At 71.4% G+C, this 17711-nt stretch carries 16 protein-coding genes and 1 riboswitch; of the genes, 9 read left to right on the top strand and 7 right to left on the bottom strand.

Going from position 1 to position 17711, the window contains the following annotated elements; all coding sequences use genetic code 11:
• Window positions 1-53: 53 nt before the first annotated feature.
• Window positions 54-1025 carry a glucosyl-3-phosphoglycerate synthase gene (locus tag ACIRQ7_RS05015; RefSeq protein WP_404259885.1) on the bottom strand — a complete coding sequence of 324 codons (972 nt, stop codon included), beginning with the start codon at window positions 1023-1025 and terminating at the stop codon, window positions 54-56.
• Between the two features lie 169 nt (window positions 1026-1194).
• Window positions 1195-1355, top strand: a riboswitch (SAM riboswitch).
• A 17-nt stretch (window positions 1356-1372) separates the two neighbouring features.
• Here ACIRQ7_RS05015 and thrC point away from each other — a divergent pair.
• From thrC to ACIRQ7_RS04990, 5 genes are all read left to right on the top strand, one after another.
• On the top strand, window positions 1373-2662 hold the full coding sequence (gene thrC, locus ACIRQ7_RS05010) for a threonine synthase (RefSeq protein ID WP_403675297.1): 1290 nt from the start codon (window positions 1373-1375) through the stop codon (window positions 2660-2662).
• A 96-nt stretch (window positions 2663-2758) separates the two neighbouring features.
• Entirely contained in the window at window positions 2759-3037 is a 279-nt protein-coding gene (locus ACIRQ7_RS05005; RefSeq protein ID WP_401461630.1) for a MoaD/ThiS family protein, read from the top strand.
• Between the two features lie 413 nt (window positions 3038-3450).
• Window positions 3451-3657, top strand: coding sequence for a cold-shock protein (locus tag ACIRQ7_RS05000; RefSeq protein ID WP_030576453.1), 207 nt, complete (start codon window positions 3451-3453; stop codon window positions 3655-3657).
• A 325-nt stretch (window positions 3658-3982) separates the two neighbouring features.
• Window positions 3983-5608, top strand: a complete 1626-nt coding sequence (gene groL, locus ACIRQ7_RS04995; protein WP_401461633.1) for a chaperonin GroEL — start codon at window positions 3983-3985, stop codon at window positions 5606-5608.
• Window positions 5609-6177: 569 nt separating this feature from the next.
• A complete protein-coding gene (locus tag ACIRQ7_RS04990; protein ID WP_404259882.1) occupies window positions 6178-7515 on the top strand; it encodes a hypothetical protein in 1338 nt (445 codons plus the stop codon).
• A gap of 441 nt (window positions 7516-7956) precedes the next feature.
• Here the strand turns inward: ACIRQ7_RS04990 and ACIRQ7_RS04985 are convergent, their stop codons facing one another.
• The 4 genes from ACIRQ7_RS04985 to ACIRQ7_RS04970 form a co-directional block, all read right to left on the bottom strand.
• On the bottom strand, window positions 7957-8841 hold the full coding sequence (locus tag ACIRQ7_RS04985) for an alpha/beta fold hydrolase (RefSeq protein WP_404259881.1): 885 nt from the start codon (window positions 8839-8841) through the stop codon (window positions 7957-7959).
• A 185-nt stretch (window positions 8842-9026) separates the two neighbouring features.
• A complete protein-coding gene (locus tag ACIRQ7_RS04980; protein ID WP_404259879.1) occupies window positions 9027-10685 on the bottom strand; it encodes a PTS transporter subunit EIIC in 1659 nt (552 codons plus the stop codon).
• Between the two features lie 87 nt (window positions 10686-10772).
• On the bottom strand, window positions 10773-11711 hold the full coding sequence (gene murQ, locus ACIRQ7_RS04975) for an N-acetylmuramic acid 6-phosphate etherase (RefSeq protein WP_401461640.1): 939 nt from the start codon (window positions 11709-11711) through the stop codon (window positions 10773-10775).
• Window positions 11712-11848: 137 nt separating this feature from the next.
• Window positions 11849-12793, bottom strand: a complete 945-nt coding sequence (locus tag ACIRQ7_RS04970) for a MurR/RpiR family transcriptional regulator (RefSeq protein WP_404259878.1) — start codon at window positions 12791-12793, stop codon at window positions 11849-11851.
• A 131-nt stretch (window positions 12794-12924) separates the two neighbouring features.
• Here ACIRQ7_RS04970 and ACIRQ7_RS04965 point away from each other — a divergent pair, with 131 nt between their 5' ends.
• From ACIRQ7_RS04965 to ACIRQ7_RS04955, 3 genes are all read left to right on the top strand, one after another.
• Window positions 12925-13287 carry a hypothetical protein gene (locus tag ACIRQ7_RS04965; protein ID WP_401461644.1) on the top strand — a complete coding sequence of 121 codons (363 nt, stop codon included), beginning with the start codon at window positions 12925-12927 and terminating at the stop codon, window positions 13285-13287.
• Between the two features lie 102 nt (window positions 13288-13389).
• Complete coding sequence (locus tag ACIRQ7_RS04960; protein ID WP_401461646.1) at window positions 13390-13665, top strand: DUF4031 domain-containing protein; 276 nt, start codon at window positions 13390-13392, stop codon at window positions 13663-13665.
• A gap of 206 nt (window positions 13666-13871) precedes the next feature.
• Entirely contained in the window at window positions 13872-14405 is a 534-nt protein-coding gene (locus ACIRQ7_RS04955; RefSeq protein ID WP_404259876.1) for a pyridoxamine 5'-phosphate oxidase family protein, read from the top strand.
• Window positions 14406-14466: 61 nt separating this feature from the next.
• Here the strand turns inward: ACIRQ7_RS04955 and ACIRQ7_RS04950 are convergent, their stop codons facing one another.
• Window positions 14467-15753, bottom strand: a complete 1287-nt coding sequence (locus ACIRQ7_RS04950; RefSeq protein WP_404259874.1) for a Cmx/CmrA family chloramphenicol efflux MFS transporter — start codon at window positions 15751-15753, stop codon at window positions 14467-14469.
• Between the two features lie 188 nt (window positions 15754-15941).
• Complete coding sequence (locus ACIRQ7_RS04945; RefSeq protein WP_404259872.1) at window positions 15942-16613, bottom strand: hypothetical protein; 672 nt, start codon at window positions 16611-16613, stop codon at window positions 15942-15944.
• A gap of 299 nt (window positions 16614-16912) precedes the next feature.
• Between ACIRQ7_RS04945 and ACIRQ7_RS04940 the strand changes: the two genes are divergently transcribed.
• The gene (locus ACIRQ7_RS04940; RefSeq protein WP_404259870.1) at window positions 16913-17632 is read left to right on the top strand and encodes a copper homeostasis protein CutC; all 720 of its coding nucleotides are present in this window, start codon (window positions 16913-16915) and stop codon (window positions 17630-17632) included.
• Window positions 17633-17711 lie beyond the last annotated feature (79 nt).

The raw sequence follows: 17711 nt of genomic DNA, 5'->3' as shown, positions 1-17711 counted from the left end.
ACACTAGCCCGCGGGGTGGCCGCGCAAACGTCCACAGCGCCGCGCGCCGCGCTTCACGCCGCCCGCCGCGCCGCGTACTCCGGTATTTCGGCCATCGGGGGGCGCTCCTCGGTGTCCACGTCCGTGGTGCGTGCGACGAAGCCGTCCGCGCCGCGGTCGAACTGGGTGAGCCGGGGGCGTACCAAATGGCCGCGGGTCAGCCGCAATTGGGCCGTGCGGTAGATCGCCGCCGCCATTCGGCCGAGCGCCTGGCCGTCCTGATGGCGGTGTTTGCGCACGCCCACGTCGACCTGGGCGAGGGCGTCCAGGCCGACGGTGTGCAGCGCGTCGACGAGCAGGCCCAGCTCGACGCCGTAGCCGACGGGGAAGGGCAGCCGCTCCAGGAGGGAGCGGCGGGCCGCGTACTCGCCGCCCAGGGGCTGCACGAAGCCCGCCAGCTGCGGCCAGTGCAGATTCAGCAGCGGGCGGGCGACCAGCTCGGTGACCCGGCCGCCCTGGCCGGGGGAGCCCGCGGCGGACCCGTCGAAGCCGGGCTCCAGCGGCCGGTCGTACATCGCCTTCACGAACTGGATGTCCGGATCCGTCAGCAGCGGGCCGACGATGCCGGACACGAAGGAGGGCGAGAATTCGCGGAGATCGGCGTCGATGAAGCAGACGATGTCGCCGGTGGTCGCCAGGAGGGAGCGCCACAGGACCTCGCCCTTGCCCGGTACGGCGGGCAGCCTCGGCAGTACGGCATCCCGGTGGACGACCCGTGCGCCGGCCGCCGCCGCGACCTCGGCCGTGCGGTCCGTGGAGCCCGAATCCAGCACCACCAGCTCGTCGACCAGCGGGGCCGCGGAGGTCATCAGCCCGGCACGGATCGCCGTGACGATCGCGCCGACGGTCGCCTCCTCGTCGAGGGCGGGCAGCACTACACTGACCGTCCGGCCGGTTTGCCGCTTGGCGTCCAGGAGCCGGTCCAGCGGGCGGTCGGCAGCGGACCAGGAGCGGCTGCTCAGCCAGCGCTCCACCTCTTCCAGCACGTCTACGACTCCTCGGTGACCGCCGTATCAGCGGCCGTGTGATCCATCTCGCGGTTCGGACGACTATCTCAACCATCAGGGCCTTCGGTTACAGTCTTGAACAACGCGGATGGCCGTCGCATGTCGGGGTCACCGCCACAAACGCCTGGGTTTCGATCCAGCGCCATACCGCTCATCCAGAGGGGCAGAGGGAAACGGCCCGTTGAAGCCCCGGCAACCCTCCAGCCGGTCTTGCCGCCAGGACGCAGACGTCCCGCGCGCGTGAGGCTCCCGGCTAGGGAAGGTGCCAAATCCGTCTCGTGGCGAGATGCGCTGCGAGGAAGATGAGGAGAAAGGGCCTCCCTCTCATGGCTGTGCAGCACACCGAAACCACCGAAAACGCCCCCACCGTCGCGTTGGGACCCGCCGTCGCGCTCTCCTGCCGCGAGTGCGGGCAGCGTTTCGACCTCGGCCCGATCTTCGCGTGCCAGGAGTGTTTCGGACCGCTCGAAGTCGCCTATGAGCTGCCGAGCGGCGACCCCGAGGTCCTTCGCAAGCAGATCGAGGCCGGCCCCGACAACATCTGGCGCTACGCCCCGCTGCTGCCCGTCCCCGCCGACGTGGCCGACAAGCCCAACATCAACCCCGGCTTCACCAAGCTCGTCAAGGCCGACAACCTCGCCCGCGAGCTGGGCGTCAGCGGCGGCCTGTACGTCAAGGACGACTCCGGCAACCCGACGCACTCCTTCAAGGACCGCGTCGTCGCGATCGCCGTCGAGGCGGCCCGCGTCTTCGGCTTCACCACCCTGTCCTGCTCCTCCACCGGCAACCTCGCCGGCGCGGTCGGCGCCGCGGCGCGCCGGGCGGGCTTCAAGTCCTGCGTGTTCATCCCGCACGACCTGGAGGCCGGCAAGGTCGTCATGGCCGCGGTCTACGGCGGCGACCTGGTCGGCATCGAGGGCAACTACGACGACGTCAACCGCTTCTGCTCGGAGCTCATCGGCGACCCGCTCGGCGAGGGCTGGGGCTTCGTCAACGTCAACCTGCGCCCCTACTACGGCGAGGGCTCCAAGACGCTGGCGTACGAGATCTGCGAGCAGCTGGGCTGGAAGCTGCCGGACCAGATCGTCATTCCGATCGCTTCCGGCTCGCAGCTCACGAAGATCGACAAGGGCCTCAAGGAGCTGATCCAGCTCGGTCTCGTCGAGGACAAGCCGTACAAGATCTTCGGTGCCCAGGCCGAGGGCTGCTCGCCGGTCTCGACGGCCTTCAAGGCCGGTCACGACGTGGTGCGCCCGCAGAAGCCGAACACCATCGCCAAGTCGCTGGCCATCGGCAACCCGGCCGACGGGCCGTACGTCCTCGACATCGCGCGCCGTACGGGCGGTGCGGTGGAGGATGTGAACGACGAGCAGGTCGTGGACGCGATCAAGCTGCTGGCCCGGACGGAAGGGATCTTCGCGGAGACCGCGGGCGGCGTGACCGTCGGCGTGACCAAGAAGCTCATCGAGGACGGCCTGCTCGACCCGTCCCTGACCACCGTCATCCTGAACACCGGCGACGGCCTCAAGACGCTTGACGCCGTCGCCCCGACCACCGGGCCCACGGCCACCATCCGCCCGAGCCTGGACGCGTTCCGCGCGGCCGGCCTGGGCTGAGCCGCGGCGCAGCCGTACGCGGCGCCCGGCGTACGCCCTCCGTACGCCGCCCCCGAACCCGCAGTCGTATTCCGTAGTCGCTGGAAGGCAGAACCCATGAGCGTCAAGGTCCGGATCCCCACCATCCTCCGCACGTACACCGGCGGCGAGGCCGAGGTCGTCGCCGAGGGCGCGACCCTTTCCGAGGTGATCGGTGACCTGGAGAAGAACCACCAGGGCATCGCGGCCCGTGTGCTCGACGACGCGGGCAAGCTGCGCCGCTTCGTGAACGTGTACGTCAATGACGACGACGTCCGCTTCGAGCAGGGTCTGGAGACGCCGACGCCGGACGGCGCGGGCATCTCGATCATTCCCGCGGTTGCCGGAGGGTGCTGATTCGCGCCATCTCGTCTCTCGTCTGACTGGAATTACCCCGTCCACGGCAAAGCGGACGGGGTAATTCCATGTTGCGAAAGGCGCTACCATCGTCTTGATCCCACTCCGCCTCGCGGCCAACTCCTCTGAGACTGCGGTCAGTTGTGCCCAAAATGTGTGCGGTTTTTGTCACCTAAGCACCCTATGCCCGGCCCGACTTGCCCTGGAAAAGCGGCAGTTCGCGGGATAAGGGCGGATTCCCCGGTCCCGGATTTCTCGTCCGATTGACCTGTTGCGCTGGGCAGTGGTGCAGATACATTCAGCGGCGGTCGACGCGTTCCGGCGCACACCCCGCGGGCCTCCTGGGGGGTGAGGTCTGACCCGGGTCCGCGGAGTGCGGTCCTGTGCAAGGGCCAGTAATAGGGGAGTTAGGCATGGCTCAGGGCACCGTCAAGTGGTTCAACGCGGAGAAGGGGTACGGCTTCATCGCGGTCGACGGTGGTGCGGATGTTTTCGTCCACTACAGCGCGATCCAGATGGACGGTTACCGCACCCTTGAGGAGGGCCAGCGAGTCGAATTCGAGATCTCGCAGGGCCAGAAGGGGCCGCAGGCGGACATGGTCCGGGTGGCGGCCGGCTGAGCGCCGACCGACTGCAGCGTTTGTGAGGACCCGCACCCTTCCGGGGTGCGGGTCCTTCGCTGTCCCGAGGGCATCCGGTGGGGATCCGGTGGGTAGTGGTCACCGGGGTGAGGCGCTTGCACTCGACGGGGTCGAGTGCTAATCATTGCGTTAGCACTCTCCCAGTGAGAGTGACAGAACTTGGACCGGGCCGGTGAGGCCCGCGGGCCGCGTGGGGCAAGGAACCACACGGTGTGCAGGCCGTCCGTCGCGGGCGCCTCTCGGTCCGATCCACCCTCCCCCAGACTCTGTCCGGGGGTACCCCAGTCCGTGGAGGACACTTCACATGGCAAAGATCATCGCGTTCGACGAGGAGGCACGGCGCGGTCTCGAGCGCGGGATGAACCAGCTCGCCGACGCCGTCAAGGTCACCCTCGGCCCGAAGGGCCGTAACGTCGTCCTCGAGAAGAAGTGGGGCGCCCCCACGATCACCAACGATGGTGTTTCCATCGCCAAGGAGATCGAGCTCGAGGACCCGTACGAGAAGATCGGTGCCGAGCTGGTCAAGGAGGTCGCGAAGAAGACGGACGACGTCGCCGGTGACGGCACGACGACCGCGACCGTCCTGGCGCAGGCGCTGGTCCGCGAGGGCCTGCGCAACGTCGCCGCCGGCGCCAACCCGATGGCCCTCAAGCGCGGCATCGAGAAGGCCGTCGAGGCCGTCTCCGCCGCCCTGCTGGAGCAGGCCAAGGATGTGGAGACCAAGGAGCAGATCGCCTCCACCGCCTCCATCTCCGCCGCTGACACCCAGATCGGCGAGCTCATCGCCGAGGCGATGGACAAGGTCGGCAAGGAAGGCGTCATCACTGTCGAGGAGTCCCAGACCTTCGGTCTGGAGCTGGAACTCACCGAGGGTATGCGCTTCGACAAGGGCTACATCTCGGCGTACTTCGCCACCGACATGGAGCGCATGGAGTCGTCGCTCGACGACCCGTACATCCTGATCGTCAACTCCAAGATCGGCAACGTCAAGGACCTGCTGCCGCTCCTGGAGAAGGTCATGCAGTCCGGCAAGCCGCTGCTGATCATCGCCGAGGACGTCGAGGGCGAGGCCCTGTCGACCCTGGTCGTCAACAAGATCCGTGGCACCTTCAAGTCCGTCGCCGTCAAGGCCCCGGGCTTCGGTGACCGCCGCAAGGCCATGCTCGGCGACATCGCCATCCTCACCGGTGGCACCGTCATCTCCGAGGAGGTCGGCCTCAAGCTGGAGAACGCCGGCGTCGACCTGCTGGGCCGTGCCCGCAAGGTCGTCATCACCAAGGACGAGACCACCATCGTCGACGGTGCCGGTGACAGCGAGCAGGTTCAGGGCCGGGTCAACCAGATCCGCGCCGAGATCGAGAACAGCGACTCGGACTACGACCGCGAGAAGCTCCAGGAGCGTCTGGCGAAGCTGGCCGGCGGCGTGGCCGTCATCAAGGCCGGTGCCGCCACCGAGGTCGAGCTCAAGGAGCGCAAGCACCGCATCGAGGACGCCGTTCGCAACGCGAAGGCGGCCGTCGAGGAGGGCATCGTCGCCGGCGGCGGCGTGGCCCTGCTCCAGGCTTCCTCGGTCTTCGAGAAGCTCGACCTCGAGGGCGACGAGGCGACCGGCGCCAACGCTGTGAAGCTGGCCCTGGAGGCCCCGCTGAAGCAGATCTCCGTCAACGGCGGCCTTGAGGGTGGCGTCGTGGTGGAGAAGGTGCGCAACCTGACCGTCGGCCACGGCCTGAACGCCGCGACCGGTGAGTACGTCGACATGATCGCCGAAGGCATCATCGACCCGGCCAAGGTCACGCGCTCCGCGCTGCAGAACGCCGCCTCCATCGCGGCGCTCTTCCTCACCACCGAGGCCGTCATCGCCGACAAGCCGGAGAAGGCGGGCGCTGCCCCGGCCGGCGGCGGCATGCCCGGCGGTGACATGGACTTCTGATCCTCCTGAGGATCGGCAGGCCATAGCGCCCCAGCAGTACGCAGTACGTATCGAAGGCGGTACCCCTTCCAGGGGTGCCGCCTTCGGGCGTTGGGCGGGCCGGTGTGGGTGAGCCGGTGGGCGGCCGCGTGGTCGTGGTGTCGCACCGGCCACCCAGGCCCGACGGCCGGCATGTCGAGGCGTCGTACCGCTTCGTCGACGGCGTGGCCGAGGTGATCGCGCAGGCCGAGGAAATCGCGGGAGGGCGCACCGTCGCCGTGGCGGCGGGCGAGGTGGGCGGGCAGGCATGCGCCCTCGGTGGGGGCCTGGGGCGGGGCCGAGGCGAAGGACGGGGCCGCCCTCGTCGGCGCACCCTTGTCGACGGTGATGCGATCCGGCCAGCTTTAAGCGGAATGTAGCCATCCGGTTATTTGGGGTGATCTCTGTGGGTAGTTTCCCCCTCGATCGCCGCAAAGGTGCCGATTTCGTGGGTCTTGTGCCCCGCAACTGGCTTGCTTCGTGCGTGCGTTCGCGAGTTTCCGTGCGGCCGCGATCAGGCGGCCCACGAAGGTTCCCTCGAAGGGTCAGAGATGGCACAGCAAGCCCGCATCGATGTCGACACCAGCCTGGTGGAGGGCGCCACCGCCGCCTCCACCGAGCAGCTGGCGGAAATCGCCCAGGCCGTCCCCCCGCGTGTCTGGTTCGCCGACGCGCCCGCCGCCCCGGCGGCCGCCGGGACGGCACGGCAGCCGGACGTGGAGTGGGTACTGTCCGGCACGTCGCCCCACCGGGGCGAGCAGGCCACCGGAACGGCTGCCGTCTACTACGGGGCCGGCCACCGAGGCCTCCAGCGGCCTTTCATCTTCGCCGACGGCTTCAACTACGGCCCGAGCGATCTGCCGGGCCTCTGGAGCCACTTCAACGCACCCTACGAGCCCGGCAAGGAGGGCTTCCTCGACCAGCTGCTCGCCGCCGGTCAGGACGTCATCCTGCTCGGCTTCGACAAGCGGCACACCTACATCCAGGCCAACGCCGGAGTGGCCACGAGCTGTGTCCTGCGCGCCATCGAGGAGCGGCAGGGCAACGAACCGCTGACCGTCGGCGGGGTGAGCATGGGCGGCCTGGTCACCCGCTACGCCCTGGCCTCGATGGAGCGGGAGGGCATCGACCACCAGACCGCGACCTACGTCTCCTGGGACTCGCCGCACCAGGGTGCCTGGATCCCGCTCGTCCTCCAGCAGATGGCGTACTTCTTCGAGGCGCTGACGCCGTCCAAGCCCGACCAGCCCAAGCAGGCCGAGCTGATCCGCAGCCCCGCCGCCCAGCAGCTGCTGTGGGGCTGGGTGGAGAACGCCAAGTACTCGGGCCCGGTGGCCACCGCCAGCCCGCTGCGCGAGGAGTTCCTGAGGGAGCTGGCGGACCTCGGGCACTGGCCGCAGCGGCCCCTCAAGATCGGCGTCGCCAACGGCAACGGGCAGGGGACCGGCCGGAAGCTGCCCCCGGGCGAGGTGGCCTTCGACTGGAAGGCGATCGTGGCGAGTGCCACGGCCCGCTTCCAGCCCGCCGGTGACCAGCAGCGTATCGGCGGTATGCACCTGGGCCTTGAGGTGCGCCGCTCCACCACCACGAACGTGCCGCCTTTCGACGGCGCGCCCGGCGGCACCCTCGCCTCGTACGGTCTGGTCGCGGATGCTCTCAAGGTCAAGATCAGTGACGACTTCCGGGACGCCTGCTTCGTCCCGACGGTCAGCGCGGTCGCCCTCGACTACGACCCGGTCGCGTGGTCCATCGACCTGAACACGGACATCTCCGAGCTCCCGCCCGAGCGGAGCGCCCTCGACCAGTTCCAGACCGACTCGGAGAACACCCCGCACAGCAATGTCTCCCCGACGCTCGCCAACTGGCTGCTGGAGCGCCTGGTGCGCTGAGCCGCCGCGAGCCGACCGGCCGTCGGCCCCGGGTGCTGGGATCCGGGGCCGACGGCTCGGTCGGAGAAGCGGGGGGGGGGAGGGGGGACTGCCCCGGCGGCGGCTTCAGGGGACCACGGTGTTGGGGCTGGGGCTGGGGCTGGGGCTGGGGCTGGTGTTGGGGCTGTCGGCTTCGGTCAGTGGGCGTAGTCCTTGAGCTTCTCCGTCCTCAGGGTGATACCGAGAGGGCCGGGGATGTCGATGACGCGCGCCGTGCGGGTCCCTGCCCCGTGCGAGCGCGGTGATCGGGCCGCCGGTGAGGTCGGGGCGGCGCAATCCCGGTACGGCCCGGTAGTTGGCCGATGCGTCGGCCCCGGCCGCCCATGGGTGGGGTGGCGCGCAGGGGACCCTACGGCCGGCCGGACCTTGCGACGCGCTGTGGGACGGGGCGGCGGAAGGGAGTCAGGCCGGCAGGTTGCCGGGAGGGGCGTTACGGCTGGAATGCCGTCCGGGGGACATCTGGCGGAGGGCGGTGCGGAGGAGAGCGTTGACCTGGGCGGGGCGTTCCTGGTGCGGCATGTGGCCGGTGTTCTCCAGGAGGTGGAACTCGCCCTGCGGGGCGAGGTTGGCGAGAGCGCGGGAGACCTCGGCGGGAATGTGGTCGAGGTCGCCGTGGAGGAAGAGCGCGGGGACGGTGAGGCCGCCCAGGGTGTGGCGGGGGTCGGGCAGGGCGCCCTCCGCGAACAACGCGTCGATGTGGGTCCCCGAGGCGAGGGTCTGCCGGATGGTGCCGTCGATCAGCTCGGGGGAGGCGGCGGGGCCGAACCAGGTGGGCACCCAGGCGGCCAGTGTCGCGGCGCGGTCGGTGGCGAGGCGCGTACGCAGCTCGGCGAGTTGGCCGGCCATGCCTTCCAGCGGCCAGTAGCCGGAGCCGTCGACCGACACCACGCCGGCGATGCGGTCAGGGGCCTGGAGTGCGGCTTCGAGGGCGAAGGTGGCGCCCATCGAACTGCCCACGAGGACCGGGCGGTCCAGCGACAGGGCGTCGATCAGGGCGAGGATGTCGGCGACGTTGTCGGCGACGGTGTTTCCGGTGGCGGGGTGGGCGGAACGGCCGCAGCCGCGCCAGTCGACGGTGACCACGCGGAAGTCGGGGGCGAGGCCGGCCGTCTGGGCGTCCCAGGCGTGGGCGCTGGTGCCCCAGCCGTGCAGGAACAGGGCGGTGGGGGCGGGAGAGTGGGGAGGGGCAGGGGAGTTGGCGGGGGCCGGTGAGCCGGTGGGGGTGGCGGGAGGGGTTCCGTGGTCCTCGTAGTACAGCTCGGTTCCGTTGATCTGGGCGTACGGCATGGTGGGCGCTCCTTGACGCGGCTGCCTCCGGGAGAGGCGCTGGCTGGGACCAGTTCACCGGGTGAGGGGCGCGCGACCAACAGGCAGTGTGCGAAGGCTCCGATCGCGCATCGTGATGGGTGAGGGCGGTAGCGGGCACGGGCGGTGGGGGGAGTCCGGTGGGCGCCCCCCCACCGCCGGTGGGGTCAGGCGTCGGTGGATTGCTTGGTGGCGGTGGATGGATCGGTGGCGGGAACGGGCCGGCCGGCGCCGGGGGTGAGGCCGGGGGCCGCCGGGTCGGTCGGGGCCGTGGCGGGGGCGGTGGCCGGAGCTGTGGCGTCCGGAGCTGTGGTGTCCGGTGCGGAGTTGAGCTCGGTGAGCATCTGCTTGCTGAAGCCGAAGAAGTACGTGGCGAGGAAGCCGGCCAGATAGCCGACGGCGAGGCCGAGGGCGTAGATGACGAGGGTGGTGCCGATCCCCTGATTGCCCTTGACCAGCGGGAACAGGGCCCAGCCGGACGGGCCGATGGTGGTGGAGCCGACGGAGTTGCCGAGCTGGTTGAACAGGCCCACGAAGCCGCCGCCGAAGGCGCCACCGATGCACGCGGTGATGAACGGGCGGCCGAGGGGCAGCGAGACGCCGTAGATCAGTGGCTCGCCGACGCCCAGGAACCCGGCGGGAAGCGCGGACTTGATCGTCGTACGGATCGAGCCGTTGCGAGGGAGGCGGAGGTACACGGCGATGGCCGCGCCGACCTGGCCGGCGCCCGCCATGGCGAGGATGGGGAGCAGGACGGTGTAGCCCTGCTGCTCGATGAGGGTGGTGTGGATGGGGATCAGGGCCTGGTGCAGGCCCAGCATCACCAGGGGCAGGAAGAGTCCACCGAGGACGAAGCCGGCGAACGCGCCGCCATGGGCGAGCAGCCAGTTGGCGGCCGTACCGATCGCGGTGGAGACCTCGCCCGCGGCGTACATCAGGCCGAAGAGGGTGACCAGGCCCGTGACGAGGATCGTGAGGGTCGGGGTGACGAGGACGTCCAGCGCCTCGGGCACCCGCTTTCGGCACCATCTCTCCACCTGGACGGCGAGGAGCGCGGCGGCCAGCGCACCGAGAACGCCGCCCTGGCCGGGCGCGAGCTTCTGGCCGAAGGCGGTGATGTTCGCGACGCCCGGAAAGACGATGATCGCGGCGACCGCGCCGCCGAGGATCGGGGTACCGCCGAACTCCTTGGCGGTGTTGTAGCCGACGAAGACGGCGATCAGCGACATGAAGCCGGAGGCCATCGCGGCGAGCGCCGGGACGAGGGACGGCAGCCAGCCGAGGTTGGTCAGCAGGCCGTTGATGCCCGCGATGATGCCGCAGCCGATCAGGGCGGGAATCAGCGGAACGAAGATGTTGGCGATCCGGCGCAGGAACAGCTTGACCGGGGTGGCGTTCTTCGCCTTGCGGCCGGCCTTGAGGGCGGCACCCTGGGCCGCCAGCTCCTCGGCGGTGGTCGGACCGGCAGGGCCTTCCGGGGCGGGCGGGGCGGCGTCCGGTTCGTCGGCCGCGCCGGTCACGGGAGTCGGCGTCGGTGCGGGGGCCGCCGGTGCGGGGGACGCCGCGCGCGCTTCCTCGACGAGGCGCTCGAACTCGGGGGTGATCCGGGCGACCGCCCCGGGGCCCAGCACGATTTGGTAGGTGTCGTCCTCGACGACGCCCATGACGGCCGGCAGTGCCTTGAGCGCCTCGTCGTCGACCAGGGAGCGGTCCCTGATGCCGAGGCGGAGCCGGGTCATGCAGTGGGCGATGGAGGTGAGGTTCCCGGCGCCGCCGACGAGGGGGAGGATCGCGGCGGCGGTGGCGCGGTTCTTGTCTTCGGACATGTGCGGTGCCTTGCTGTGCGGGCGACGAGGACAACAGAAGCGGAACGGAGCAGAGAGGCCGGAGCAGAGGAAGCCGGAGGAGTCGGGTCAGGTGGTGCGGACGGCCTGGAGGGCGGACCGGAGGTGGCCCCGGGAGTCGTCGAGGAGGCGGGCGGCGGTCGGGCCGTCGACACCACCGAGGAGGGTGAGGATGGCGTGCTTCACCTCGCCGTCCGTGGCGGCGAGGGCGGCCTCGATCTCCTCGTCGCCGGCGCCGGTGGCGAGCGCGACGATCCGGCGCGAGCGGGCCCGAAGCTTTTCGTTGGAGGCGCGCACGTCGACCATGAGGTTTCCGTAGGTCTTGCCCAGCCGGATCATGGTGATCGTCGAAAGCATGTTGAGCACGAGCTTCTGCGCCGTACCGGCCTTCAGCCGGGTGGAGCCTGTCAGCAGCTCGGGGCCGACGACGACCTCGATGCCGTGTTCGGCGGCGGCGGCCAAGGCGGAGCCGGCGTTGCAGGACAGGCCGATGGTCAGCGCGCCCTGCGCGCGGGCATGCTCGACGGCACCGATCGCGTACGGAGTGCGGCCGGAGGCGGAGATGCCGACGACGGTGTCCCGCGCGGTCAGGCCGATGGCTGCCAGGTCCTCGGCGGCGAACTCCTTGCTGTCCTCGGCGCCCTCGACGGCGGTGACCATCGCGGACGGGCCGCCCGCGATCAGGCCGAGCACCTCGGACGGATCGGTGTTGAACGTCGGCGGGCATTCGCTGGCGTCCAGCACCCCGAGCCGGCCGGCCGTCCCGGCGCCGGTGTAGATCAGCCGGCCGCCGCGGGCCATCCGCTCGGCGGTGCCGTCGATGGCGGCGGCGATCTGCGGGAGTTGCGCGGTGACGGCGGCGGGGACGGTGGCGTCCTCGTCGTTCATCGTGCGGGCGATCTCCAGGGTGGAGCGCCGGTCGATGTCGGCGAGCTCGGGCCGGAACGCCTCGGTGGTGAGGGTGTCCAGCTGGGCGCGGAGGTGGGCGGGGTCGGCGGTGGAAGTCATGGCGTGGCGGCTCTTTCCGGGCTCGTACGGCTCAGTACGACGTGTCTGGTGCGGGTGCGGGTGCGGGTGCGGGTGCGGGTGCGGGTGCGGGTGCGATGCGGTGCCGATGGCGGGGCCGGCCCAGGGGTGCGGCAGGGTCAGCGCTGGCTGCGGGGGGAGTGGCGGTGTGCCAGCGCCTCGTAGGAAGCGGACAGGGCGGGCGCCGCGGTCTCGTAGGTGCGCTGGGCGACGCCTATGAACAGGCAGTCCACCACGAGGAGCTGGCTCGTCCGGGACGACATCGCGGCGGGGCGCAGCTCGCTCTCGCGTGCGGTGGACGTGGTGAGGATGTGGTCGGCGTACGAAGCGATGTCGCCGTCCGGGCGGCCGGTGATCGCGATCGTGGTCGCGCCGTGGTCGAAGGCGACCCGCAGGGGCTCGATGACATCCGTGGTGCGGCCGGAGTGGGTGATCGCGAGGGCGACGTCACCGGCGCGCATCTGCACGGCGTTGGTCACCGCGAGGTGCGGGTCGGCGTGTGCATGGGCGATGAGGCCGATGCGCAGCAGCTTCTGGACGAGGTCCTGGCCGACGAGGCTGGAGGCGCCGATGCCGTACACATCGATGCGGCGGGCGGTGGAGAGCGCGGTGACGGCCGCTTCGAGCTGGGTGACATCCAGTCCGGCGGCGGTGTCGGCCAGACACTGCTGCTCCTCCTGCGCGAGCTTCGCGATGACGTCGGTGAGGGAGTCGTCGACCGCTATGTCGGCGGTCACCGCGGGCGCGCCGCCGGCTGCCTGCTGCGCGGCGAGGGCGGCGAGCGCCAGGCGCAGATCGCGGTAGCCGGGATAGCCGAGCAGCCGGGAGGTGCGCACGACGGTGGCTTCGCTGGTGCCGGTGCGCTCCGCGAGGCCGGTGACGGTCAGGGCGGCGCAGCCGGCCGGGTCTCCCGCGACGGCCTCGGCGACCCGCTGCATGGAGCGGGTCATCGTCGGACCGAGGGTGCGGACCTTGGCTGCCAGCGCCGCGGGGGCGGGTGGGGTCGGGGCCGGTCGGGCTTCGACGGCCACATCCTTGAAAGTTTCCTTCAGGCTGCTGCTCACTCCTGAAAAGTAATTTCAGCCGCTCTCGGCGTCAATACCTCCGCGGGAAGCTGTGGACAAGCCGGACCGTCGCGAGCGGCCTGTGGAAAACGTGGGGCTCGACGTGGCCGGACCGCGAGACAATGGACGGCATGGAGCTGGAACAGGCATTGCATGCCGCGCGGGCGCTGGTGCTCGCCGACCTGATGGCGGACGAGGTCGCCGACGCCGACATCGTCTCGCTCGTCGAGGACGCGGTGGTTCACCGTCGATGGTGGGTGGAGCAGTGGCCTGAAGGCGTGACCTTCGTCGCGGGGCTGATAGCCCAGGACGTGCAGGACGCCCTGCTGGAGCGCTACGGCCGCTGGCCGCTGTGCCCCGTCTGCACCCAGACCGGCGACCCCCACGCGCTCGACGTCGAACCGGAGTTGGGGCCCGACCCGCACTGGGTCTGCCCCAAGACGGCGGTCGCGGTGGCACCCGTCGGCCGGCTGCGTGCCCCGATGGACAGCTGATGCGGGCCGGCGCGAAGCGGGAAGGGCGCCCGACCCGGGCGGCAGGCCCGGCGCGGTCAGGCCCGGAAGGGGCAGGCCCGGCGGACGGCGCCAGGGGCTGACGTGGCCATCTACATCGATCCGCCCACCTGGCCGGGGCACGGCCGTATGTGGTCGCATCTGGTCAGCGACGACTCCTTCGACGAGCTGCACCGTTTCGCGGGCCGGATCGGCGCGCCCCGGCGGGCGTTCGAGCGTGACCACTACGACCTGCCCGCGGAGCGCTACGCCGATGCGGTGCGCGCCGGGGCGGTGGAGGTCGGCAGCAAGGAACTCCTGCGCCGGCTGACTGCTGCCGGGCTGCGGCGGCCCAAGAACCGCCCGGCGCCCCAGGCGTGAATCCGGCCCGCACCTCCCGGGGCCGGGTGAGGCCGCGCTTCCTGGACGGATGAGGCCGCACCTCCCGGGCCCGGATGAGGCCGCGCCGTCAGGCCCGTAGCGGCGCGTCGGCGCCTGTGCCAAGGTGCGCGCCAGCACGATGGGCGCGCGCCTTTTGTCGCACGGGGGCGCCGCACCGAGATTCGCCGCTCCGAGAGGGGACAGTCATGCCGGCCAACGAACCCGCCACCACACTCGGCGAGGACTACAGCAGTGAGGGTGCCGCCCCGACCACGTGGTCGGCGGCCGTCGGCGGGATGACGGAGGCGGAGATCTTCTGGCTCAGCACCGTCCGCCCCGAGGGCCGCCCGCATGTCACCCCGGTGCTCGCGGTCTGGGCGGACGGCGCCCTGCACTTCTGCACCGGTCCCGGTGAGCGCAAGGCCAAGAACATCGAGGGCAACGCGTACTGCGTGCTGACCACGTCCACGGCCGGCGGCAACGACCTGCACGCGGGCCTGGACGTGGTGGTCGAGGGCGAGGCGGTACGGGTCGAGGACGAGCCCACGCTGCTCGGTCTCGCCGAGGCCTTCGAGGCCAAGTACGGCAGCGAATGGCACTTCGACGTCCTCGACGGCGCCTTCAAGGGCGCGGCGGGCAGCCGGGCGCTGGTCTTCCGCGTCGTGCCCGTCACGGCCTTCGGCTTCGGCCGGGGCGAGACCTACAGCCAGACCCGCTGGCGCTTCGACGGCGAGGGGTGAGCGGCAGAGGGATGAGCGGCAGCGGTGGCCCGCCCCGGTCGGGACGGGCCGCCGCCGCGCTTCAGTGCCGCTCCGCGCTCTGCGGGAGGGTGCTCTCCGAGAGGGCGTGCTCCGGAACGGCGTCTTCCAAGGTGGCGCCGTCCGCGGCGGGCGAGAGCGCCTTCACCGTGGACGAGGCGATGAGCCGGGAGTGGCTTGTCGAGCGGTGCAGCCGGTGGGCGACGACGGTGGTGCCGACCGCCGCGGCCGCGAGTGCCGCTCCGGTCCACGCCACGGCGGGGTAGCCCCAGTGGGCGGCGATGACCAGGCCGCCCAGCCACGGGCCGACGGTGTTGCCGATGTTGAAGGCCGCCGTGGTGGTCGCGCCCGCCAGGGTCGGCGCGGCGTTGGCCACGTTGAACATCCGGGCGTTGAGCGCGGGGGCCGTGGTGAAGGCCGTGACGCCGAGCATCAGGGAGAGCGCGACGGCGGCGACGGGGCTGTGCGCGGTCAGTGCCAGGACCGCCAGCACCACGGTGGAGGCGGAGATGCCCACGAACAGCGTGCCGAAGAGGTGCGCGTCCGCGATCCGGCCGCCGATGAACGTACCGATCAGCGCGCCGACACCGAACAGCGCCAGCACTGTCGGCACCCAGCTCTCGGCGAGCCCGGCGGTGTCCGTGAGCAGCGGCGACAGGTAGGAGAAGAGCGCGAACACGGCCGCGCCGTTCAGGGCCGTCGCGGTCAGTGCCAGCCAGACCTGCTTGTCCCTGTAGATGGTCAGCTCACGGCGCAGCTGCGGACGGTCCTCGCCCGTCGGCACGGCCGTACGCGGCACCGCGGCGACCACCCCGACCAGCCCGATCGCGGCCAGCCCGGCCACCGCCCAGAACGCCGACCGCCAGCCCGCGTGCTGCCCGAGCAGTGCGCCCGCCGGGACCCCGGCGATGTTCGCGATGCTCAGCCCGCCGACCATCACGGCCATCGCACGGGCGCGCGCGGTGACCGGCACCAGCGAGACGGCGACCGCCGCGCCGACCGCCCAGAATCCGGCGCAGGCCAGCGCGCTCACCACACGGGAGGCGAACAGCACGCCGTACGAGGGCGCCAGCGCGCCCGCCACCTGGCCGAGGCCGAAGATCGCGAGGAGCGTGATCAGTGTCGTGCGGCGCGGCAGGCGCAGGGTCGCCGCAGCCAGGACGGGGGCGCCGACGACCATGCCGATGGCGAAGGCGGAGACCAGCAGACCGGCCTGCGGGATGGAAACGCCCAGGTCACGGGCGAGTGGCTGGAGGATGCCGGAGAGCATGAATTCGCTCGTGCCAAGGGCGAATACGGAGAGACCGAGGACGTAAACGGCTAGGGGCATACGGGCGCGTTCGGGAGGAGCGGGCATGTCAGCAACTAACCACGATAGGACTCCGGGCATTCCCGGCCGCCGGCGCCGGAGCACGTGATTCCGAGCACGGTTCTCGCTCCTTACGGCGCGGGGACCGCCCTGGTATCCGCCCGGCCGGCCCCGGTGGCCCATGGTCGCTCTCCGCCCGGCCGGTCCGCTCAGCCGCCCAGCAGGTCCAGTTCCGTGGCGAGGTTGCGGCGGGCGGTGTGCTCCCACCGGTCGTAGCCCTGCGGGGTCCTGAACAGGCGTGGCAGGGCGAGGAGTTGGCGGAGCACGGCGGACCGACCGGCGGTGAAGTCGGGGTCGGGGACGAACGCGTACTCCTCGCGGACGGCGGCGGCATAGGCCGCGTACCGGTCGGGCGATCCGGCCAGCACGGCCAGATCGGCGTCGCACAGCACCTCGCCGTCGCGGTCGTCGGGTCCCGGGTCGTGGGTGACGGTCAGCCGTACGAGGCGGGCGACGTCGGCCGTACGGGGCGCGCCGACGCCCAGCTCGGGCAGCGCGAGCTCGGCGAGGGCCGCGCTGCGCTCCTCGTTCTCGGAGCGGTCCGGGCGGTAGACCGCGTCGTGGAACCAGGCCGCCAACTGGACGGCCGCCAAGTCATCGGCGTGGTGGCCCAGTTCGTCGATGCGCTCCAATACGGCGGTCAGGTGCTCGACCGTGTGATAGCGGCGTTGCGGCTCGCTCCATCTGGCGAGGAGGTTGTCCGCGTACGGGGCGGGATCGGGTCCGTTCGCGCCGCGGGCGGTGGTGACGGTCACGGCCCAGCGCCGGTGCAGCTCCGGTGCCGGGTCGGTGGTGTGCGCCGTACGGGACTCGGACGTCATGGGGGCCATTGTGCCTCGCGGACGGCCACCGGTGTGCGGGTGGACGCCGGTGGGATTGCTGCGGAATCCCGGCGCGATTCGGTCCGTGTCCCGTGCCGAGGTGGCCCCCGGATCGGCGGCCAGCCCTTACGCTGGATATTGGACTAGACCTGTAGGGGCTGTTCTGCTCGACTCCGCGGAGGGGCCGGTCGGATCCGGTCTCGTCGCGTCACCTCGTGATATCCCACATCGTCTCTCGTCTTCGCTCGTCATCTCTCGTCTTCTTCTCACGTCGCCGTCAAGGATTGGGGTCAGGTCACATGAGCAAGCGCGCACTCCTGGAGGTGATCGCGCTCGACCCGGAGGACGCGGTCGCCGCCCAGGCCGGCGGGGCCGACCGTCTTGAGCTGGTCACCGACATGGCGGCCGACGGGCTCACCCCGCCCCGGGCCGTCTTCGCGGCGATCCGGGCCACCGTCGACATCCCGCTACGGGTGATGCTGCGGCACGCCGACGGCTTCGCGGCCGGCGATGTGGACGCCCTGCGTGCGGACGCCGCGGCGCTCCGGGCGGAGGGCGCCGACGAGTTCGTCCTCGGCTTCCTGGCCCCCGACGGGCGCCCGGATCTCGACGCCGTACAAGCGGTCGCCGAGGTCATCGACGGCTGCCGCTGGACCTTCCACCGGGCGATCGACCGGGCCGCCGACCGGGACGCGCTCCGCAAGGAACTGGCCGGACTGACCGCGGCGGACGGCCCTCCCGGTGCGGCCGGCCTTGACACCATCCTCACCGCCGGTGCCGCCCAGGGCGTCGACGACGGACTGGCGACGCTGCTGGCCGAGCAGTCCCGTACGGCGGCGGCCGAGCCCGGTTACGCGCCGCGGATCCTGGTCGGCGGCGGTCTCGGGCTCGGCCACCTCCCGGCGCTGCGCGCGGCCGGCCTCGACGCCTTCCACATCGGCGGCGCGGCCCGCCCCGCCGGCTGGTCCGCACCGGTGGACGCGGAAGCCGTACGGGAGTGGCGCCGCGCGCTGGACTGAGGAAGCGAAGGGAAGGGAAGGGGCCGGGCCGGGCCGGGCCGGGCCGGGCCTGAGGAGCGTCGGGCCGCTCGATGCTCAG

The organism is Streptomyces sp. NPDC101393, from assembly GCF_044767385.1.
Lineage (GTDB): Bacteria > Actinomycetota > Actinomycetes > Streptomycetales > Streptomycetaceae > Streptomyces.
The sequence above is the reverse complement of the archived record's forward strand: the minus strand, read 5'-3'. Positions and strand labels throughout refer to the sequence as shown.